Annotated in this window: 16 protein-coding genes; 2 read left to right on the top strand and 14 right to left on the bottom strand. The window is 43.6% G+C overall.

Annotated elements, in window-relative coordinates; translation table 11 throughout:
• Positions 1-32: 32 nt before the first annotated feature.
• The 10 genes from NSQ50_RS09690 to NSQ50_RS09645 all read right to left on the bottom strand — a co-directional run bounded on the left by NSQ50_RS09690 (position 33) and on the right by NSQ50_RS09645 (position 11,633).
• Positions 33-983: a nucleoside hydrolase gene (locus NSQ50_RS09690; protein WP_076125028.1), complete on the bottom strand. Its 951-nt coding sequence runs from the start codon at positions 981-983 to the stop codon at positions 33-35.
• A gap of 63 nt (positions 984-1,046) precedes the next feature.
• Positions 1,047-1,337, bottom strand: a complete 291-nt coding sequence (locus NSQ50_RS09685; RefSeq protein WP_076223291.1) for a hypothetical protein — start codon at positions 1,335-1,337, stop codon at positions 1,047-1,049.
• A 117-nt stretch (positions 1,338-1,454) separates the two neighbouring features.
• Entirely contained in the window at positions 1,455-2,636 is a 1,182-nt protein-coding gene (locus tag NSQ50_RS09680) for a MalY/PatB family protein (protein WP_036679326.1), read from the bottom strand.
• 259 nt (positions 2,637-2,895) lie between these two features.
• Complete coding sequence (locus tag NSQ50_RS09675; protein WP_143760478.1) at positions 2,896-3,930, bottom strand: collagen-like protein; 1,035 nt, start codon at positions 3,928-3,930, stop codon at positions 2,896-2,898.
• 424 nt (positions 3,931-4,354) lie between these two features.
• Positions 4,355-5,008, bottom strand: coding sequence for a deoxynucleoside kinase (locus NSQ50_RS09670; protein ID WP_076223293.1), 654 nt, complete (start codon positions 5,006-5,008; stop codon positions 4,355-4,357).
• Positions 5,005-5,628, bottom strand: coding sequence for a deoxynucleoside kinase (locus tag NSQ50_RS09665; RefSeq protein WP_036679318.1), 624 nt, complete (start codon positions 5,626-5,628; stop codon positions 5,005-5,007). Before NSQ50_RS09665 ends, NSQ50_RS09670 begins: the two co-directional genes overlap by 4 nt.
• Before the next feature lie 495 nt (positions 5,629-6,123).
• Positions 6,124-7,260: a carboxynorspermidine decarboxylase gene (nspC, locus tag NSQ50_RS09660; RefSeq protein WP_076125019.1), complete on the bottom strand. Its 1,137-nt coding sequence runs from the start codon at positions 7,258-7,260 to the stop codon at positions 6,124-6,126.
• Positions 7,261-7,270: 10 nt separating this feature from the next.
• The gene (locus NSQ50_RS09655) at positions 7,271-8,470 is read right to left on the bottom strand and encodes a saccharopine dehydrogenase family protein (protein ID WP_036679313.1); all 1,200 of its coding nucleotides are present in this window, start codon (positions 8,468-8,470) and stop codon (positions 7,271-7,273) included.
• A gap of 658 nt (positions 8,471-9,128) precedes the next feature.
• Positions 9,129-10,619 carry a stalk domain-containing protein gene (locus NSQ50_RS09650; RefSeq protein WP_076223295.1) on the bottom strand — a complete coding sequence of 497 codons (1,491 nt, stop codon included), beginning with the start codon at positions 10,617-10,619 and terminating at the stop codon, positions 9,129-9,131.
• Between the two features lie 42 nt (positions 10,620-10,661).
• Entirely contained in the window at positions 10,662-11,633 is a 972-nt protein-coding gene (locus NSQ50_RS09645) for a DUF4830 domain-containing protein (RefSeq protein ID WP_076223297.1), read from the bottom strand.
• Positions 11,634-11,937: 304 nt separating this feature from the next.
• On the opposite strand from NSQ50_RS09645, the gene NSQ50_RS09640 reads away from it, so the two are divergent.
• A complete protein-coding gene (locus NSQ50_RS09640) occupies positions 11,938-13,815 on the top strand; it encodes an LTA synthase family protein (RefSeq protein ID WP_076223299.1) in 1,878 nt (625 codons plus the stop codon).
• A 69-nt stretch (positions 13,816-13,884) separates the two neighbouring features.
• On the opposite strand, the gene NSQ50_RS09635 is transcribed toward NSQ50_RS09640, so the two are convergent.
• Together NSQ50_RS09635 and NSQ50_RS09630 are read right to left on the bottom strand one after the other, a co-directional pair.
• Positions 13,885-17,487, bottom strand: coding sequence for a M14 family metallopeptidase (locus tag NSQ50_RS09635; RefSeq protein WP_051491063.1), 3,603 nt, complete (start codon positions 17,485-17,487; stop codon positions 13,885-13,887).
• 240 nt (positions 17,488-17,727) lie between these two features.
• A complete protein-coding gene (locus tag NSQ50_RS09630; RefSeq protein WP_081386879.1) occupies positions 17,728-19,476 on the bottom strand; it encodes a glycoside hydrolase family 13 protein in 1,749 nt (582 codons plus the stop codon).
• A 262-nt stretch (positions 19,477-19,738) separates the two neighbouring features.
• Between NSQ50_RS09630 and NSQ50_RS09625 the strand changes: the two genes are divergently transcribed.
• On the top strand, positions 19,739-20,746 hold the full coding sequence (locus NSQ50_RS09625) for a LacI family DNA-binding transcriptional regulator (protein WP_076134016.1): 1,008 nt from the start codon (positions 19,739-19,741) through the stop codon (positions 20,744-20,746).
• 48 nt (positions 20,747-20,794) lie between these two features.
• On the opposite strand, the gene NSQ50_RS09620 is transcribed toward NSQ50_RS09625, so the two are convergent.
• Both NSQ50_RS09620 and clpP read right to left on the bottom strand, forming a co-directional pair.
• Positions 20,795-21,001 carry a hypothetical protein gene (locus tag NSQ50_RS09620; protein WP_036679303.1) on the bottom strand — a complete coding sequence of 69 codons (207 nt, stop codon included), beginning with the start codon at positions 20,999-21,001 and terminating at the stop codon, positions 20,795-20,797.
• Between the two features lie 21 nt (positions 21,002-21,022).
• Entirely contained in the window at positions 21,023-21,604 is a 582-nt protein-coding gene (gene clpP, locus NSQ50_RS09615; protein ID WP_036679301.1) for an ATP-dependent Clp endopeptidase proteolytic subunit ClpP, read from the bottom strand.
• Between the last annotated feature and the right edge of the window lie 236 nt (positions 21,605-21,840).

The raw sequence follows: 21,840 nt of genomic DNA, 5'->3' as shown, positions 1-21,840 counted from the left end.
ATTATTTGTCATATTAGAAGAGGTCGGCAAAATTACATAAACACGCTCAAAAAGGTTCCCACTGCTCGTTCAACATCTACATCCACTGCAACTTGTATGGGTTTACCCACTTTTGGCTGAGCCCGCAAGTCCGCTACGACCATTCCCGATGTAAACTCACCTTTGTGCTCCACACGAACATTCATCTCTTTGTAGGTTACCAGATCTGGTTGCAGCGCAACCATAAGTGCGAGTGGATCATGCAGCGGTGCGCTGTTGATCAAAAAGTTCGCTTCACGATAGAAATTAAAATAATGAGTAAGCGATTGTTCCATAAACGAAATGATCGCTTTATTTTCTTCACGTCCAAAACGTTTTAATAAATCGATATGCTCTTGTGTAATCCGCGTCTTAAGCGTAACGTCTAGACCCACCATCATAACAGGAAGCCCAGATGTAAATACATGATCAGCAGCTTCCGGATCCCCGGCAATATTCGCTTCCGCAACCGGTGTTCTATTGCCGGGACTGAAGATCGTACCGCCCATTACCACTACTTTTTTCAAAGTATTCTTAATACCAGGGTCCATATCAAGCGCCATTGAAAGGTTGGTTAAATGTGCCAGTGTGACTAATACAATCTCTCCGGGATTCTCATTAGCCATCCGAACAATAAACTCAGATGCAGTTTCGCTAATGGGACGCTGGCTGGATGGAGCAATTTCCACATTGCCAATACCGTTCTCACCATGCACATGAGTGGCGTAGCCTGAGTGTTCACGAACAAGTGCCTTGGATGCTCCGATCGCTACAGGAATCTCATAACCGGGCTTAGCAAGCTCAATTAGCCGCAGTGAATTGTCCGCCGCCTTTTCGACCTCAATATTCCCAAAAACGGTTGTAATTCCTTCTACAATTACGTTTGGAGCGCGTAAGGCATATAGAATCGCCAGTGCATCGTCAATACCTGTGTCTGCATCAATAATAATTCGTGTTTTGCTCATTTATGTTCTCTCCCATTATGCTTTTTTCATAAAAGTTATCATATCACGGCCAACGAGGGTCGCTCAATTCTTATTCAATTCCTGTTCTTTAAAGGCTTCAATAAACCGCTCGGGATCACACTCTATCAAATAAGCATACACACCCTTACTCGTGTGCAGATAGAACATGCCGCCCACATCCCCCATTGAACGATAAGACATATCGAAAATATCTTTTAGCGGGAATTCCCGATGACGAGTTACAATTCTATCTTGATATAGATACATTAGCCGATTGGAAGCAAAACTTCGTTGTTCTCCATCCCTAATTTCTCGTTGTATCTTATAATACGGAAGCTGGGCTACCCATTTCATTTGCAGTCCTCCTGCTTGTCGTAATGGACTCCATTTTATTATTCTTTTTACCCTATTGCAAAATAAAGAAGCTTAACGACCCCATTAGCGGAATCATCAAGCTTCAGTAATCACCGTTTATTTCTTTGTATAAGCTGCGGCTGCCTTGCAAAAGCGTTCCAATGCCTCAACTAACGTAGATCTCGGACAAGCCAGATTGATCCGCAGATGGCCTTTGCCCTCTGTTCCAAAAACAGAACCTTCATTAAAAGCAACTTTAGCCTCTTTGTGCATCAGCTGCTTCAGACCGTCTATTTCCAAGTTCAGTTCGCGGCAATCTACCCATAACAGGTAGGTTCCTTGCGGCTGCATCACATGAACCTGTGGTAAATGCTCCGACAAATAGCTAATAGTATAATCCACATTATCTGATACATATTGTAACAGCTCATCCAGCCATTCTTCTCCGTCGTTGTAAGCGGCTTGTACTGCTCCTTGCGCGAAGAAACTAGCCATATGTAAGCTCAAGGCTTTCATTTTTTGATCAAATTTACGTTTCAATTCCGGATTCGAGGACACGATAAAAGAGGATTGAAGCCCCGGAAGATTGAAGGTTTTGGTCGCGGCAAGTGTGGTTAACGTAATATTGGCAATTTCCTCAGACAAAGATGCAAAAGGAATATGCTCATACCCTGGAAGCGCCAAATCACAATGGATCTCATCAGAGATAACTGTCACTCCGTGGCGCAAGCACAGTTCACCGAGCTTCAACAGTTCTTCTCTTTCCCATACTCTACCGCCTGGATTATGCGGACTGCATAACAGCAGCAGCTTAGCTCCACCCAACATCAGCCCTTCCAACTGCTCATAATCCATCTCAAAGCGCCCATTACGGACGATAAGCGGATTCTTGGCAACCTTCCGGTCATTCATCTGGATGACATCATAGAAGGGATAATAAACTGGCGATTGTAAAATAACCTCGTCCCCAGGCTCAGTAAACAGTTCAACAGAGAGGCTTAAGGAAGTTACAATTCCGGGAGAATCTGAAATCCACTCCGGTTTGATCTGCCAATCATGCCGTCTTTTAAACCATGACGTGATGGCTTCTTTATAAGTATCACTAGGTACACTGTAACCGTAAACTCCTTGTTCTGCGCGGCGCAGAATGGCTTCCTTCACTGCGGGAGGACTTTCAAAATCCATGTCTGCCACCCAAAGCGGCATAATATCCTTCTCACCAAACAACTTCTCGGATTGGTCCCATTTGTAAGAGCTAGTATTACGGCGGTCAATTACGCGATCGAAATCATACTTCAACTAAAGTCACCTCATCCTTATAAACTTATCCTTTATTGTATCATGAGGAAAGCGATATGGCATCTTAAGATAGAATCAAAAGAATTCACATAAATAGATGATTAATTTCAAGTCGTTAGACGATAGAAAAACAATAGAATGTTAATAGTAAATACTCTGAATAAAGAGGAGGACCTTCGTTCGTCCTCCTCTTTACAATAATCATAAGTAAAATCACCAATATTAAGGTGACCAACTTATCTATACGAAATACACCTTATTACGCTAATTGTGTAATAACGAGATGTGCTGAAACAGATCTTGTTCCTCCAGCGAGAGGAGTAATAGTAAGTGCAGTAGAGTTACCAGCAGGATTCCGAACGGTCAGGATGGTGTTAATAACCGTTGTTTGCACTATAGCCATTTCTACGATTTGTGATGTACCTGTTGCGCGTCCAACTACAGTATAGGCGAGATCCGCGCCATTAAGAGTCAAGATGAGTTGTCCTGCTTCGGTTACACTAACCTGAAACAACACCTGATAAGTCCCTATTGCTGCTAAATTAAAAGAACTAGGACCCGTTCGTGCAATTGTCGTCCCGCTGGTAGGTCCGTTTTGAGGAAAACTTACGTCTGTGCCCGGTGCTACAGTTGCTGCATTATCAGGAGGCATTAGGGCAAAAAAATCAGCAAAACCTAATACACCTCCTGGTGCTCCGGTTGCCCCCGTTGCTCCTGCTGCTCCCGGTGCTCCAGCCGCTCCTGCTGCCCCCGGTGCTCCTGCTGCTCCTGGCGCTCCGGTTGCTCCCGTTGCTCCTGCTGCCCCCGGTGCTCCAGCCGCTCCCGGTGCTCCTGCTGCTCCCGGTGCTCCGGCCGCTCCCGGTGCTCCGGTTGCTCCAGCTACTCCTGGTGCTCCTGGCGCTCCTGGCGCTCCTGGTGCTCCTGTTGCTCCCGGTGCTCCCGGTGCTCCTACAAAACCTTGTGGTCCTATAGCTCCTGCAGGACCAGGTAAACCTTGCGATCCCTGAGGACCTACAACTCCTTGGGCACCCGGCACGCCTTGGGCACCCTGAGGACCAACGGGTCCCGCTACACCCTGTGGACCAATCGCTCCCGCTGGCCCTGGTTCACCTTGAGGTCCTTGGGGTCCTGGAGGTCCGCCGGCGGGTCCTGGAGGTCCTTCAGCTCCTTGGAGTCCTCGTGCTCCTTGAGCTCCGGGAACGCCTTGGGCCCCTTGTATTCCTTGGAGTCCTTGTGCTCCTTGCGGCCCTTGCGGTCCTGTAGCACCAACGACTGTCGGTGTAGTAACATTCACTTCTGGTGGAGGACAAGTGACTTTTACAATCTACTTAATAACTTTTCGACGATGTTCTTTTCTTTTTCTTTTCGAAGGAAATACAGTGGCGACTTTTTTCTTATGACACTTTTTATCGTCTGGACAACTCAATGCGTACACCTCCCTATAAATATAGTTCAGTGTACGCATCTTACTAATTTTAGACATGGACCAATAACTAGTTTCTATTAGACTGGAACCTATTTTCATAAAAAAGGGCTAATAAAGTAGGAGGTGGCCCTTAAGTACATTACAATGTCCACACCATTTTTATTTACTTTTCGTATTTTATGATTAGGACAACTGACACTTCCCTATTAGGCCCAAATCATAGATTTGGGTCTTTTTTATGAGCACATAAAAAAACAACCCCCAAACCACGGGAGCTGCTAATCATCAACTATTATATTTTATCAACAGGCTTACGAATGGTGTTGCCTACCTTCGTGAGAATATCCGCCATTGATGCCGAGTCATTTACGTCATAATCATCAATGTTCAGACGAAGCACTGGGCAAGCTGTAAACTCATTGATCCATTTCGAATATCTGCCATGCATATGCTCCCAGTAGGATACGTCCGTTTGAATTTCCATCTCGCGGCCGCGTTCATTAATTCGCGCTAAAATAGAAGGAAGACTGCCTTCAATATAAATCAGCACATCAGGGTGCGGGAAATAGGGTGTCATGACCATGGCTTCATACAAGCTTGTATAGGTTTCATAGTCTGTCTTGGACATCGTGCCTTGATCCGCATGCATTTTAGCAAAAATACCAGTGTCCTCATAAATCGAGCGATCTTGAACAAAACCACCGCCCATTTCGAACATTTTCTTCTGTTCTTTAAAACGTTCGGCTAGGAAATAAATCTGTAGATGAAAACTCCATCTCTCAAAATCATGATAGAACTTTTCAAGATAAGGATTTTGATCAACTTGCTCCAGCGAGGTTTGAAAATCTAACCTTTTAGCCAAAGCACCTGTTAAAGTGGATTTCCCCACCCCCACGGTTCCTGCCACGGTAATTATGGCGTTAGCTGGGATGTTATATGAATTCATTTCATTAGCTCCTTTATGTGAGAGGCAATTTCGACGAAGTGTTCTGGGTTCTCCACGAAATCGACTGCATTTCCATCTATGGTAATAATAACGGTAGACGGCTCTTGAATCGCTAGAGAGCCCATCGCATCATCATAATCTTCTATCAATTGCTGCAAATACGCAGTATCCATATCCCCTTCAAAAGGGCGTCCGCGTTTGGCGATTCTTTTTAACAAGGTATCGAGATCTGCTTTTATATAGAGAATAATATTTGGCTTCGGCAGGTCATCCGTCAGCACATGATAGATTTGTCGATACTTTTCTCGTTTCGTTCCCTTCAGCGTTCGTTCCCCAAAGATAAGGTTCTTATAAATATGATAATCCGAGATCACCGGTTTACCTTTATCTATGTACTGAGTTACTGTATCTTCAAGCTGCTTGTACCGATTACAGAGAAAAAACATCTCCAGTTGAAAGCTCCAGTCATCCATGTTCTGATAAAATTTAGCCAGAAACGGATTCTCATCCACAATCTCCTTAATAATCGGTAAGTTTAATTCCTCTGCAAGCATCGAAGCTAATGTTGTTTTTCCAGCCCCGATTGGGCCTTCCACTGCAATAAACGGTGCATGTTCCATTGATGCTGACTTCCTCCTCAGATACGGACCCTTCAATAACTAATTTTAAAAAACAGACTAAATTATTGTATCACATGAGACCTTACTTGTGAGCGGCTAATTATGAAGAAACTTTTCCAGTAATACAAGTGTCCAACTGTAAGATAAACGCATATATAAGAGAGTTATTCCTCTGAAAAATCGGTTCGACATCTATCTTCTCCCCACGAGGATGAATCGGACCGAGGAGACTCTATTTCCGAAAAATCGGCTGTTTCAGCATACAATCGGACTCAGTTGCAGCTATTCTACCAAATGCGCCCTAATAATAGTCACTATCCGACCAATAAGAGCTATACAGTCCATAACCTTAGCTAAATGAGCTAATAAACAACAATAGTTGCCATACGGTCCTTTAGGATCACTCCTCTTTTCCTAGATGTCATCGCGCATTCAAAGGACTGGAACCATAGCAAAAAAGGTGTCCCTGAAGGGACACCTTTTTAGATCATTCTATTAAGATAAACGTCCGCTGAAATCTTCGAAAGCGAACTGTTTGATTACTTTAATTCCCTCTTCGTCATTGTAGCTGACGATAGCTGGCAGATTCACGCCGTTAAACATATGGTTCTTCACCATAGAATAATGCGCCATATCTAGGAATACGAGTCTATCGCCGTATTTCAAAGGCTCCTTGAAGGAATAATCTCCAATAACATCTCCGGCTAGGCAAGTCATTCCACCTAATCTGTACGTATAAGGATATTCCCCAGGTTGTCCAGCATCGATAATGTTCGGACGGTATGGCATAGCCAGTACATCTGGCATGTGGCATTCAGCCGAAGTATCAAGAATCGCAATGTCCATACCGTTATGCATAACATCCAGAACGGTAGCTACCAAATATCCAGTATTAAGCGCAACGGCCTCACCTGGCTCCAGATAGATTTCCACACCGTAAGTCTCTTTCATATGCAAAATGCAGCGGACAAGGGTCTCCAGATCATAATCGGGACGTGTAATATGATGACCGCCACCAAAATTAAGCCATTTCATCCCTTTGAGATAAGGTCCGAACTTCTCTTCGACTACCTTGAGCGTACGCTCCAGTGTGTCTGAATTTTGTTCGCACATGGTATGGAAATGTAATCCATCAATTCCCTCAAGCTCTTCAGGTCTAAAGTTAGGGAGAGTTACTCCCATTCTGGAATAATTGTAGCATGGATCATACAGCGGAACTTCGATCTCGGAATACTCCGGATTCACTCGAATACCGCAGCTGATGTGCTTCGGTGCATTTTTCACACGATCCTTGAATCGATTCCACTGGTCAAAAGAATTGAACACAATGTGATCGGAGTATTCAAGAAGCTCATCGAATTCACTGTCCACATAAGCTGGTGCGTAGACATGAACCTCTTTGCCCATTTTTTCATAGCCCAATCTGGCTTCGAATAAGGAGCTGGAAGTTACGCCATGCAAGTACTTGCCAACTAGCGGATACAAGGAGTGCATTGAGAAGCCTTTTTGCGCGAGCAAAATCTTAGCTCCTGTACGTTCTTGTACAGAATTCATAATCTCAAGATTGCGGGTAAGCAATCTTTCATCTACAAGGTAACATGGTGACGGGACAACGCTGATATCAATATCCATCAATCGCGCCTTAATCTAGCAGCGTTGGCGAGAAATCTTCTTGCCAAGGCAGACCATGTTTATTCAAAGCTTCCATGAATGGATCTGGATCGAACTCTTCTACGTTGTACACGCCTGGTTTCTTCCAGATTCCTTTTATAATTAACATTGCTCCGATCATTGCAGGAACGCCTGTAGTATAGGAAATGGCTTGGGAGCCAACCTCTGCATAACATTCTTCATGATCGCAAACGTTGTATACATAATAAGTTTTTGGCTTACCGTCTTTAGTACCTTGGATGATACATCCAATGTTAGTTTTACCTTTTGTTCTTGGTCCCAGGGAAGCCGGGTCAGGCAGCATTGCCTTCAAGAATTGCAAAGGAACGATCTCTTTGCCTTCGTACATGATAGGCTCGATAGAAGTCATACCCACATTCTCAAGCACTTTCAAGTGAGTCAGGTAGTTCTGCGAGAAAGTCATCCAGAAACGGATCTTTTTCACGCCCTTGATGTTAACAGCCAAGGATTCCAACTCTTCATGGTACAAAAGATAAATATCTTTAGGTCCGATTTCCGGAAGATCGTAAACCTTCTTCTCAGAAAGTGGTGCGGTTTCAATCCACTCGCCATTCTCGAAATAACGGCCATTCGCTGTAATTTCACGAATATTGATTTCAGGATTAAAGTTTGTAGCGAATGGATATCCATGATCGCCAGCGTTGGCGTCTACAATATCAATGGTATGGATCTCGTCAAAATAGTGTTTTTGCGCGTAAGCCGTGAACACGCCAGTTACACCTGGGTCAAATCCACTGCCGAGCAAAGCGGTAAGGCCAGCTTTCTCAAATCTTTCTTTGTAAGCCCACTGCCAGGAATATTCGAATTTCGCTGTATCTTGTGGTTCATAATTGGCAGTATCCACATAGTGCACTCCTGTTGCCAGGCACGCATCCATGATCGTCAGGTCCTGATATGGGAGAGCGACATTAATAACGACATCCGGCTCAAAGCTCTTGATCAGTTCAATGACTTCGTCCGTGTTATCTGCATCGAGCTGAGCAGTAGAAATCTTCGTGCGGCCTCCGGCTAATTTATCTTTCAGAGCGTCACATTTCGCGACAGTTCTGCTGGCAATGCAGATCTCTTCAAATACATCCGGGTTCTGGCAGCATTTATGAACAACAACACTTGCTACGCCGCCAGCGCCAATAATTAACGCTTTTCCCAAAATAAAAACCTCCTAAAATTCCATTTGCAAAATCAACAAGGCTGATTATACATAATATTTTTGAATAAATCAATAAAAACCGACAAAAAATGATGTGTTTTGTGTAAAATCTCTAAGAAATCTTGTTAATACTCTTAAATGCTCATATTTCCTCGATTATCCACGTGTATAGATCAGGTGTTTTGCTGGAACAGAGTGGATTTTCAGAAACTAGAGCAACTAGATTATTCTATCACAAGAGGGTTATACTTCATACGATTTATTTTAAAATCAATGAAAAACCTCACCATCCTTTCAACTCCGCGTAAAGACGTACAGTTCCCACCCATTCCGATCAACAGCACTGCAACAAATACAAAGAGGCCGTAATATATACTCTTACCCGTTTTTGTCGCAATATTAATCGTTGTTGCTATGCCCATCCGTTTCGTGACCAGAATTGAACGACCATTAGGATAATTATAAGTTGTCCCATTTTTCCAATATTCATCATCATCCGTATAAAGAATCCTCGAAAAGATTCCCGCACACATTCTTCAAAATCGCGTACGCTTTGTTTACCGTTATTGCATTTCCCTCTAAATCTTCTGCCTTCCACGCAAAAAGCTGAACTCCCCAGAAGGAGAATTCAGCCTAAAGCTTCTAATAAATAGTCAACTTATTTATTGGAATTTATTCGAACTGCATAAGCATCTGCATCCCATTCTACCTGCGCCCCCAACATTTCGCTTATCAATCTGAGGGGTACATAAACGCTATCATTAATGAAGACCGGTTTTTGATCTGTTGCTATTACCTTTCCATTAACAGTCGTTTGTCCAGTTACCGAATTCAAGATCAGAGTTGTAGATCCCTTTACAGCGACCACAGCTCTCAATGGAACATCCCAACGAACATTAACTCCCATCTGCTCGAAGACTCCTCTTAAAGGAACATATGTCGAATTATTAATTAGTAGTGGCGGCATAGTCAGTTCCATTTCATTCCCATTCAACAATACTTGAATAGATTTCTTCACGAGCTGAGGCGTATTCACCTCGATCTCTCTGACCCCCAGACCCGTCTGCCCAAATTCATTTGCTCCCCAGGCAAGGACATGACCATCTTTTAAGAGTACATAATGATTTCTGCTCCCTTTAGAAATGGAAACTGCATTCTGAATACCCTTAGACTGTGTAACATTAATCTTGTTCTTATCGCCAACCGTCCACTGCCACACGCTCCCATCCGCCTTCACCGCGGAATCTGTTGTCAGCGAAATGACGTCTGAAAGCCCTGGAATCTGAACGGGTTTTAGAGTTTCTCCCAGATATGGATCTATGTAATTATTCCAAATCCATACTGTACCATCCCATCTCAATGCTGCCCCATAGAGCCCATAGGCTCCGTCCATATCAACCGCTCTATATTCTCCGCTTCCTTTAATAAGCGTAGGCTTTAAGATTACGCCTTTTTGCGTTCCCAGCGGTTGCTGCGATCCCCACACCCATACCTCTCCACCATTACCAAGCGCCACTGAATTATTCGATCCCGCTGCTATAGATAGGACAGAGGGTAGTCCCTTTACCTGCACCGGGGTTAGCTTGTTTTTCCGCGAATCGTCACCGAGTTCACCTTGTTCATTGCCTCCCCACGCCCAGACCGTTCCATCTTTAAGAAGAGCTAAGCTAAAGGTGCCCCCCGCAGAAACAGCTTTCACATCTGTTAGCCCTTGCACTTGAACAGGCTCTACAAGAATCTTAGAGGACTGTGTTCCAATGCCAAGTTGTCCATGCTCGTTCCCCCCTACTGCCCACACTGTTCCATCGTCCTTCAACATCAAGTTATGGCGATAACCACCTGAGATTTGCTTTACATGATCGATATGCATTTTGACGGGAGTATACGCTGGTGTGGTCGCCCCATTACCAATAGAGCCGTACCCACCACCCCACGCCCAGGCTGTTCCATCCGCAGTGACGGCATACGCACTTCTGTCACCAGCGTCCAGTTGGGTGATGCCAGACAATAATTTCTTTTCTTCAGGTGAATTCACATTATCTGCTGCTGCCACTAAGGGTGAGACCATAGCCAAGCTAAGAACAGTCCCGACAACAACTCTACATATCCGCCTTACCTGCACTTTTGACATCAAACTTTGTTTAAACACTTGAGATCACTCCTTTTATTAAAAAATAGATAACGCAACAACTCACGGTCCCGTTCCAAAACCTCCAATCTTCCAGCCGTTAGCATGTTTGGTCAACACTGCGAAGCGAGTCTCCCGGCCATCTGGGGTATTGAAGACGGGATTTAGTGATTTCATATACAGATCGACCACAATATTTAACGTTGTGCGATCACCGATGTCTTTGATTTCAGAGCCAGTATCATAATCCATCACTTTATAAGAGGTAGGCTTAGCCTCAACAATACTTTCACTGAGAGCATTTTCACCACCAAAACCCGGGTTATAGAGTTGATGCTCTTGACGGTTAACCGTCAATGCAGTGAGTAAGGCATTAGGATTCAAACATGCGCGGGCGCGGGTATGATTACCAACCTGTATAGCCTGAAAAAAAGCATCCAGCAGCTCGAAATGGCCTAATGAGGCTAAGTCACCATTCTCACCTTCCTTAGCAAACAAACCTTCTCTCTCCGTCCACTCCTCAAATGTAAATCCTGTAATGTCGGTCAAGCTACGCTTCTTAATAGAAGGGCCGATACTTTGAATATTAAATTCCAGCCAAGCCCCAACGGTATTTCCTGATTGCACAAGCAAAACGAGATTGGAGGGATAAGAAAATTCTTTTTGTTCGCCAGAACCAGGTAAACCATCGACTAAGGAATACCGCTGTACCTCTACCGTGGCACCCTTCAGCAGGGTCAAATCCAATCCGGCATCTTTAGAGAACTCATTCGCTAATCGCCAGTAAAGTCCCACTGGATACTCCCCCAGCTTAACCTCCCAGTTCTGTGGTACCTCAACTGCAAATGTATCCGGATGGTTCTGAACTTTATAATCCAGTGTTAGCAAAAAGTCTTCGGGAACCTGTGGTACAGACGTTGAAGCTATAGAGCCAGAAGGCTCCACACCAATGGAGTTCTCCCCTTGATTACAACCTGAATTTAAGAGCACAAGAAAACAAATCGTTACCATCGTTATGAACTGCCGCTGGGTCATCTAATTCCCGCCTCTCTAATCACTCCTCTATATTTAGACTGAGGAATATTATACAAAGTTGCGGGAAACTGGAAATTATTAAAATCATTTTATACGCATAGGACCCTGTAGTTTGGGATTGGCGTTGATTTTACCTGCTTATGCGGCATAAATCGCTTGTTGCTTCACTCTAGGACTCTCGTCCACCTTTTGACACTTGATAACTTCGGGAGCATAATAAGCTTCGGCATATTGCAACGGATTTCCATGAAATACAGGTATATGCAGGACCTTGGTGTAATTGCATCAGAGAGGATGATAACGAGTGAAAAAAGATTTTGATATAAAAAACAAACCCTTCCTAGTCTTTAGCTTCGTCCTGCTGCTAAAATGCGCAGTGGCCTGGTTCGTAGTTTTTAGCGACGGTCCTAACTGGAGCATGCTGCTGACAGAGATCCCATTTTTCTTTATCGTATTTGGACTTATTGAATGGATGGCTTCCAAACGAAAATTTCTGTATTACATGATAGCCAACCTATTGATTTCAGTCATATATTTCGCCGTCCTAATGTATTACAAATATTACGGTGTAATTGCTACTTATCATGCCTTGGAACAGGCAGATAAAGTAACTAAGGTGGGAGAAAGCACATACTCGTTGCTGGACCCTTACTATTTGTTCATTTTTGTGGATATTGTAGTGTTCATGTTTTTTATGTTCCGTCCGAAATATATTGCGATCTGGAAAGAAAGAGGTATGAACCGCCGCATGAACCGGACCGCTTTGTTTGGGATCATCAGTGTTTCCTTAGCAGTTTGTGTCTTTAATGTTTGGCCGAATCATGCCAGTATGAACGAGAACAAAAAAGCGGAGAGCATGGGGATTCTTAATTACGAGGTCTATACTATTTTTGCCGATACAAGGGAAACAGAAGAAATAATCGACAGCAAAGAAATCACGCAACCATCCATTAACGAGACCAAAGGGATTACAGAGCCTATCTCACCGAAGTACTGGGCGGCAGCTCAAGGTAAAAATCTAATCGTGGTACAAATGGAATCTTTTCAGAACTTTTTGCTGGGCCTGAGCATTGACGGACAGGAAGTAACACCCAATCTAAATAAGCTTTTGAAAAGCGAACATTATTTCAATAACTTCTATACTAATGCCGGGCAAGGAACAACTTCGGATGCTGAATTTGTGGTGAATACTTCGTTGTACGTTCCTCATCACGAGGTAGCCACTTCATCCAATTATATGGATAAGGCGCTTCCGAGCCTGCCTAAGCTGATGAAAGCTAATGGATATAATACAGCAACCTTTCACACCAATAGCGTAGAATTCTGGAACCGCAAAACTCTATACAAAGTCCTAGACTTTGATAAGTATTACGATCAAGCGTTCTATGGGGATGGTGATCATATCGCATTCGGTGCTTCTGATGAGGTACTCTATGCCAAGACTGTGCCTGAATTAGTCAAAATGGATGCTAAAGATGATCCTTTTTATGCAATGGTCATTTCTATGAGTGCTCATCACCCTTATAAAATGCCAGAGTCAAAAAATAAAATGACGCTGCCTAAACGGTATGAAGGTACCCTAGTTGGCAACTATATTCTAGCTCAAAATTACGCAGATTATGCAATGGGACAATTTCTGGATCAATTAAAGTCCAGTGGTCTATGGGATGATAGCGTCATTGTCTTTTACGGGGACCATCAGGGTGTATCGCTATATTCCCTTGATGGCAACGAGAAATCGTTAATGGAAGAAATGGTCGGTCACGAATATGGTTATACCGATATGTTCAACGTTCCTTTCATCGTACATGCGCCAGGGGTAGGTCAACCTACGGTCTACAGCCAAACTGGCGGCCAGATCGACATTATGCCAACTGTAGCTAACCTGTTAGGGATTTCAATGAAAGATCAGCTCTACTTCGGAGAAGATCTGATGAACCAACAGACCAACATGCTCCCTGTCAGACACTTTTTGCCTACCGGCTCTTTCATTAATGACACAAGCATGTATTTGACTGGTGTCGATTACGATGATGGAGACAACTTTAATCTAATCGATGGCTCTGAAACAGAGGGCGGTTCGACAAAAGAACAATTTGACGCCGTTCAGCGGCTTCTAAATATGTCTAACAGCTACATTCAACAACTGCCGGATTTACCATCTACGGATAATGCAGAGTAACTATAAAAGAATGCCCCTCAGCCAAATAGCTGAGGGGCATTTTTGCATTTTTTTATAAGAACCTAAACCTTAATTAAGCTTCAACATCCTATCGATAATCACTGCTGCTTGAGCACGGTTGGCAATATTTTTAGGACCGAAGGTATCCGCAGTCAGACCTTGCACAATACCTTCCTGTGTTAGTAATGCCACCGCTTCTTTACCGTAAGCAGCGATTGTTGCCTGATCTTTAAAGTTAACCAAAGCGGCATTTGTATCACTTACCGACTTGCCTTTAAATTTCTTAAGTGCGTTGGATACAATGATTGCCATTTCCTCGCGTGTAATTGCACGGTTAGGATCAAACTTTCCGTTGCCTACACCGTTAATCAATCCGTTCTTGACCCCGGATGCAATGTATCCGTAAGACCAGTCAGAAGCTTTCACGTCACTGAAGGTAGCGGATGATTTCACATCAAGCAGATCAAAAGCTCGCACGATCATGGTAATAAACTCGGCACGCGTCACCTCTTTAAGCGGAGCAAAGGTATTATCGCTCACCCCTTGCAGAATCCCTTTTGCCGCCAGCTCTTTAATCGCCGATGCTGCCCACGCTACCTTACCTAGATCCGTGAAGTTTGAACCTATTGGGTTTGGTGTTGCAGACGGCTGCACAGTTGGAGTTGGAGCTGGCGTTGGTGTTGCAGACGGCTGCACGGTCGGTGCAGGTGTTGATGTTACAGATGGCTGCCACGGTGTCGAAGGTGTTGTTGGCTCTTGTTCATTCACCCCGTTATCCATACCGTCCTCTTCAGTCGCCGCTGGAGCAGCAGCATAGATTGAATTGGCAAGCAATCTGAATTGATTTTGCGGATGATATTTATTCATCAGATCATTCGCAAATAACGTCACATGAATGTTGTCTGTATTGTAAGTAAGCGCCAATATTTGGTCTTGTGCAGCCTCGTTATTCGGCCACCAGCCTGCTTTGAAAAAGTCAGCTCCTGATCCGTATTTCGCCAAGATCTCTGCGCCTTCAGGCACTTTCGTAATATAAGCCGCGGAAACCGTGTAGAGGTATTCGCTATCGGCATAAGGCGCTGTAATTACATTGTCCTGAGAGACCTCAGCCTTAAACAATCCCTCATGAGCATCTTCTTTGCCATCCTTATTGACCGGAGTTGAATAGTCCAGCCCAGGGAGGACCTTAAGCCCTTTAACAGTTTTCAGCATCGTTCTTCCATAACCGATAAATGGTTTGCCTGCAGCAATCAGATTCGTTCCCGAATTGATTAGAACATCTGCTGCCACTGTATCCGTAGTTACGTTAAATCCAAGATCCTTCAGCATAAATGCAGTCGCTCCTGCAATAGCTACCTTAGGAGCCTTAAGCAATTTACCCGTTCTGTTCTCTGAAGCACTAAACGGAACAATATCCAGCAGATATTTAGACGATACCGTTCTAAGGTTGGATCTGGAAACAAGGAAGCTTCCCTTCTCGTAACCCGTCCCCCCATTCTCCAGCAATGTTACTGCCTTATGATTGGCTAGCAGCTCATTCACAGCTTTTATGGCATCATTGTTGCTGTTTTTAATGACATAATTTTGCTCGAACGGAGATTGATCCAGATTCGTACTAGGGATCGTTACACTGCTAACCTGTTCTGTCTTCCCAGTGAATGCTCCTACAGAACGGCTAATATATCGGTCAAAACCACGCATAGCCGAGAAATTCTGTACCGTATCTGAATACATCTCATTAAAATCCGAGACATCTAGTCCATCATACAAGACAAGATTCGCATAACCTCTTTTGGCTTGATGCATATTCACCACATAGGTTCCAGCCGGATAGACTACGGAATCTACAGTTACACTGGTTGTTGTCCGTTCTACCTTCACATTGTTACGTAATAGGTACTGAACCATTTTGTAGGTTTCCAGATCATTTTTTTGCAAATCTTTTGCAACCGGAAGAATGTAATACTCAGGGAAGAAATTCGTATTTTCCTCTACCCCTGGACGTCCAATAGACTCATTTTGTGCATTGATTAGATAATCTTTAACAGCAGCATTAGTATTCTCATTTTGGATACCCCGTTTGAAGATTTCCAATTGATTCAGGAACAGTTCCTGCTTGTTGTTGATCACATAATCGGTTGCCCCCAAAGCCGCATAATAAAAGGCATCCAGTGAATCTTCATTCAATTCAGGCACTTCAATGGTATGCCCAAGTGCTCCTTGATGCATGGCATATACAGCTGTGTAGGCTGGTGAAGCATCATCCCAACCTGTTGCATTCGTTCCTTTATAGTTCGGATCCTGTTGTGTTTTTTCGTATTCTTCATAAGGGATATGGTAGGAATCATATTTAGTATTAGCAATTCCCGCCTTACCCATGGCATTTGCTTGCTCAAGCATACTTGGCATTACAAGATCATATTCAATGTTAGGATCATGAGGTGGTGTGCAAGGCTCAATCAAGAAGCCACTTACAAATCCATGCATGTCCAAAAAGGTAAGCGGCGTCCACTTAGCAATTTGTGCAGTTACCGCTTGTGTCTCAGGTTGCGTCTGGTAAGAGTTGTCCCGATTTGGATCAAGCAGTGTTGAAGTTTGACGCGTGTTTAACGCGCGACCGTCAGGATTCTCTACATAATCAAGCAGAAAAATCACATGGTCAAGCGCTTCGTCGATGTTCAGAACAACCTTTTTCGGATTTCCATTCTCATCAGTGGTATCATAGGTGACAATTTGCTGTGTCATCAGCGTATCCAAAAACTTAATGATTACATCGACACCATTGGCTTCATCGGCATGAATGTTATTCAACCAAATAGGTACCTTATAATTCTGCAGATCCCCGTCGTTAATTTTCTTTTGCAGGGCTTCAGGATCATTCATCATAAGCGGTAAGGTCTCGTTCAAATATTGATCTACTGAGGACTTATCCTTAGCAACAATAGAGAAATGAATGGCACGACCTTGAGTTGAGGTCCCAATTTGCTGATACTCTACATATCGATCATATTTATTATTGCTTTCAGCAGTAATCCTATCGATCGCGGGTTTAATCTCATCATATGTATGATAGGTTTCATATGGATTTAGTTTGACTTGCTGCTCTACCAGCACATCTCCAGCAGGTAATGTCCCGATTAGATTATAAATTCCCACTCGTTTGACGTACTCTGCACGTATACCCGTTAGTGAGAGATTCTCTCCGTACAGCAAATCAAAATGAATTAAAGCCTTTACTTTTGAACCTGAGATCGGCTCATATGTCACTGTTACGAAAGGATTACCTGAATAATCTTTCGCATCTTTATTCCATTTTTTCCACTCTGCCAGCGGCTTCATCTCTTCCGCCGTTCTGCCAAAATTCCAGATGATATCTTGAGGCGATGCCCCATCAGGAAGATCTAAAGTCAATTCTAATGTTCTAGCTTCCGTCATAGAAGCTTTGTATACTTCAGTGGAAACTGTCGCCGCTATTTGTTCATAGACAGCAGTCGCTACCGTAGTTTGTTCTGAAGAAAGCACCTCTGGATCAGCTGCGTTCTCCGTAGAAACCGGAGCAACAACCGCCTGCGGGTTAATTTCGGTTGCAACTTCACCTGCATATGCAGCTGGAAGCAGACCCGACATCATAAGTGTAAAAGCTAGTAATAAAGATAGTATTCTCTTGGACATTTTTTACCTCCTATAATTTTGTCTACTTTCACCCCGAATTGAATGAATATACACTTATATGAATCTGTATTCATAACATAATATAGTATTCTATTAATTTTGGAAACAAAAATAATAGAAAAAATAATATTTTTATACGACTCGCCTAGGTAAGCGTATTCATTTTGTGCAAGAGTCCTACACTACCGCAACAAAAAAAAGCGCCCGGATAACCGAACGCTTTGAATTACAATAAATATATTAAACGGTTTCTGGAAAAGAAGCTTCACTTAACTCTTGTGCAGGTACAAGTTCACTGCTACCCTCTTGCTCTACAGGTGCGTTAACCAGCATATACACACGGGACTCGTAAGGCCGTAATGCGACAGTCTCAATCGGCTCCGCAGGATCAACCTCATAGTTATGCAAGAGCAATTCACTAGTATCAAACTCCAAATCAAATGGAAGGTCAAACAGTGCTTCCTCTGCTGTCAGGTTAGACATGACCAGCAGTTTTTCATTTCCAAGCGTCCGAGTATAAGCATAAATACGTTCATCTTCAGGCAAAATGAGATCATAAGTCCCGTAAACAGTAACGGGATTAGCAGCCCGAAGAGCGATAAGCTTTTTGTAATGATGATAGATGGAATAAGGGTCCTGCTTCGCCCGCTCCACATTGATTTCCGTATAATTCGGATTCACCTTCATCCATGGCTTGCCGCTGCTGAAACCAGCGTTTTCAGAGTCGCTCCATTGCATTGGTGTTCTAGAGTTGTCCCGGCCGTTCTTCCAGATTACCTCCATGACTTCCTCATGTGTTTTACCGGCTTCAGTCTCCAAACGGTACAAGTTCTTCATCGCCACATCATCGTAATCATCCATTGATTCAAATCTTACATTGGTCATCCCAATTTCTTGACCTTGATAAATAAATGGTGTTCCCTGCATCAGGAAATACATCGTAGCCAACGATTTAGCTGACTCTTTCCAATACTGGCCATCATTTCCCCAAGTAGAAACTGAACGCGGCTGGTCGTGATTTTCGATGAACAATGCGTTCCAGCCTCTGCCCTCAAGACCTTTTTGCCAACGGGAGAGAGCTGATTTTAGCTGCAAAACATCCAATCCACCTGTCACACTCTTATTCCAAAGAGCTAAATGCTCGAATTGAAAAATCATATTAAATTTGCCTTGCTCTTCACCCACCCACGACTCCGCCTGATCAACATTTACACCACTCGCTTCGCCAACCGTCATGATGTCATATCGGTCAAACGTCTCCTGCTTGAGCTCCTGCAAGAAATCGTGAATCCCTTCACGGTTCATGTGCCCATCGCCAGACGGAACATACGGAAGATTCTGTGGATTCGGCAGATCGGGATGTCCGGTGATTTTTTTAATATGTGAAATGGCATCCACCCGGAAGCCGTCGATTCCTTTGTCCAGCCACCAGTTGACCATGCTATACAATTCACGGCGCACCTCAGGATTCTCCCAGTTGAGGTCTGGCTGTCTTTTGGAAAATACATGCATAAAATATTGCTCTGTGGCGGGATCAAGCTCCCAGATCGAACCGCTGAAAATACTCTCCCAGTTATTCGGCTCCTTCCCGTCCTTAGGATCACTCCAAATATAATAATCCCGCTTCGGATTATCCTTGCTTGAACGTGCTTCAACAAACCATGGATGTTCGTCCGAAGTATGATTAATCACTAGATCCAGAATCAGCTTCATGCCTCGTGCATGAACCTCGTGCAGCAGCTGATCAAAGTCGGCCATGCTGCCGAACTCCGCCATAATATCCTGATAATCCGAAATATCGTAACCATTATCATCATTTGGGGATTTATAAATAGGACAGATCCAAATGACATTGATGCCAAGATCCTGCAAATAATCAAGTTTAGAAATAACTCCCTGCAGATCGCCTACACCATCACCATTGCTGTCCATAAAGCTCCGTGGGTAAATTTGATACGCCGTGGCTTCTTTCCACCATGTTCTGTTCAATGCATGCAGCTCCTTCGTGTTCATATACCCTTCACGGGAAAATATTTTCCCGAAATTCATTAGAATTAATAATTCAGTTATTATTTTTAGCAAAAATTCAACTTTATCGTTCAAAACAAGCTTTTTTCAAGGAAATAATTTTCCTACAGCGATCATTATAGGACCTTTTATTTCCTAGGTCAACAACAATCTTTTGGATTCTTGAAGCTATCCATGATATGCTTGCGAGAGTTGAAACACCAAGTGAATCATATGGAAAGTTATGGTGATCTTCTTGAAGGTAAAGATAAAAGATATAGCCCAAATGGCGAACGTTTCGATCTCTACGGTGTCCAGGGTAATCAATAACAGCAAACCAGTAAACGATGATGTCCGTAAACGCGTACTGGAAGCTATTAAACAAACCAACTACCGTCCGAATGTCATCAGCCTTGAAACGGACAAAGCTAATACACAGTTGATCGGTGTGATCATTCCGCAGAATAGCAACACTGTACTGGATGACTTCAATGTTGGCATTCGCGATCTCGCGGATTTGTATGGCTACGACATTATGGTCGGATTAACGGACGGCAGTGCAGAAAGTGAACAACATTATTTGAAGATGTTCCAGCGGATGGGGACAGAAGGAAATATATTTGTGGGTTCTATTCCAAACCATGAACATCTGGAGATCATCCGCAGCTCAAATACACCTTGCGTGCTTGTCGGGCAACAATCGCAGGTGGATACGATTCCTTCCGTTCATCTGGACAATATAACTGCCTCTTATGAAGCTGTTACTTATCTGATTCAAAAAGGTCATCGCAAAATCGCTATGATTCGCGGCTCGGGAGATAATGCGGTGGGTGGGGATCGGTATAAAGGCTATCTACAAGCCCTTATGGATGCAGGCATAACCTTAAGGAAAGAATGGGTAGTAGAAAGTGCGATGGCCGTCGAAGATGGGAGCGACGCCATGCGCCGAATTATGGATAGCGGGGAGTTACCTACTGCGGTGTTTTGCTCTACAGATTGGATGGCAGTTGGAGCCATGAATCATTTAACCGATAACGGTCTACGGGTGCCAGCTGATGTCGCCGTGTTCGGATTTGATAACAGCTTCATTGCCTCTATCGTTCGACCTAAGCTTTCCTCGGTTGAATACTCTGGAACGGAGATTGGGATGACCGCCACCCGAACCTTAATCAAGCTGATTAAAGGGGAGACCGTTGTGCCGCATCATGCAAATGTGGCTCATTATTTGGCTATTCGGGAAAGTACGGGTTAGGAGATGTGGAGCTCCTAACCCTTTTTTATACAGATGATGTTGTTGATGTTATTGTGTGAATCCTACTTTGGCTCGTTCACGCGTTTTGGTATCTAGAGAGATGGAACAGATCGAGCTGATTGGAATATAAAACTCTTCAAAATCCGTCCGATATTTGACGAAATTTTCACTTACCGTTTCCAGCACTCCTTTTGTAGCGTTGGAGCCATCCACAAAATAGATTGTTACCTCTTTTCCCTGCAAAACCTCCAGCATAGCCTTCTTCACTCCTTCGTCTTAGAGATTTGTGATGACCTTATCGATAATTCCGTATTCCACCGCCTCATCGGCTGACATGAAATAATCTCGATCCATATCTTGAAGTACCTTCTCTACCGTCTGCCCAGTTCGGTCCGCTGTAATTTGCACAAGCACTTCCCTTGCCTTCAAAATACGTTTGGCACTGATCGCAATGTCACTAGCCTGCCCCTGCGCCCCACCATGCGGCTGATGAATCATAATCTCGCTATTCGGCAGGGCATAACGTTTCCCTTTGGCCCCAGCCAATAACAACAAAGAACCAAAAGAAGCCGCCATTCCTGTACAAATGGTATTCACCGGCGGCTTAATAAGCTGCATCGTGTCATAAATACTGAAGCCTGCGGTGATAGAGCCACCTGGACAATTAATATACATGTGTATATCTTTATCCGGATCTTCTGCTGATAAAAACAATAACTGGGCAACAATACTGTTAGCCAGCTGATCCTCAATTTCCGCACCTACGAACACTATCCGGTCCTTCAACAGCCGCGAATAAATATCGTAAGATCTTTCACCTTGATTCGTTTGTTCGACTACATAAGGAACGTACGCCATCCGTATTCGACCTCCATCTATTTTAGAGTTTTGAAATCTACCCTGTAAACGGATTAGCATGGGGATAGGATACGTTAGGCGTGAGAATTTTTATTTTTTAAAATTGCGTATCTTAATTTCCTGCTCATTCGTTTATTATTAGAAGTAATCGAAATCACCTTACTGGAAAAGGAGTTATGCAGAGTGATCATCCTTGAGAAGCTTAGCACCGGAGATGCGCCGGATGAAAGTAACAC

Source organism: Paenibacillus sp. FSL R10-2788, from assembly GCF_038003885.1.
GTDB lineage: Bacteria > Bacillota > Bacilli > Paenibacillales > Paenibacillaceae > Paenibacillus_AQ > Paenibacillus_AQ odorifer.
Note: the sequence above shows the minus strand (reverse complement) of the source record. Positions and strands in the feature narration are given on the sequence as shown.

What these genes read in the sequence shown, in the direction of transcription:
- NSQ50_RS09690 (WP_076125028.1), bottom strand. Translation starts at nt 983, where the DNA reads ATGAGCAAAACACGAATTATTATTGATGCAGACACAGGTATTGACGAT.
- NSQ50_RS09685 (WP_076223291.1), bottom strand. Translation starts at nt 1,337, where the DNA reads ATGAAATGGGTAGCCCAGCTTCCGTATTATAAGATACAACGAGAAATT.
- NSQ50_RS09670 (WP_076223293.1), bottom strand. Translation starts at nt 5,008, where the DNA reads ATGAATTCATATAACATCCCAGCTAACGCCATAATTACCGTGGCAGGA.
- NSQ50_RS09665 (WP_036679318.1), bottom strand. Translation starts at nt 5,628, where the DNA reads ATGGAACATGCACCGTTTATTGCAGTGGAAGGCCCAATCGGGGCTGGA.
- nspC (WP_076125019.1), bottom strand. Translation starts at nt 7,260, where the DNA reads ATGGATATTGATATCAGCGTTGTCCCGTCACCATGTTACCTTGTAGAT.
- NSQ50_RS09645 (WP_076223297.1), bottom strand. Translation starts at nt 11,633, where the DNA reads ATGACCCAGCGGCAGTTCATAACGATGGTAACGATTTGTTTTCTTGTG.
- NSQ50_RS09635 (WP_051491063.1), bottom strand. Translation starts at nt 17,487, where the DNA reads ATGTCCAAGAGAATACTATCTTTATTACTAGCTTTTACACTTATGATG.
- NSQ50_RS09625 (WP_076134016.1), top strand. Translation starts at nt 19,739, where the DNA reads ATGGTGATCTTCTTGAAGGTAAAGATAAAAGATATAGCCCAAATGGCG.
- NSQ50_RS09620 (WP_036679303.1), bottom strand. Translation starts at nt 21,001, where the DNA reads ATGCTGGAGGTTTTGCAGGGAAAAGAGGTAACAATCTATTTTGTGGAT.
- clpP (WP_036679301.1), bottom strand. Translation starts at nt 21,604, where the DNA reads ATGGCGTACGTTCCTTATGTAGTCGAACAAACGAATCAAGGTGAAAGA.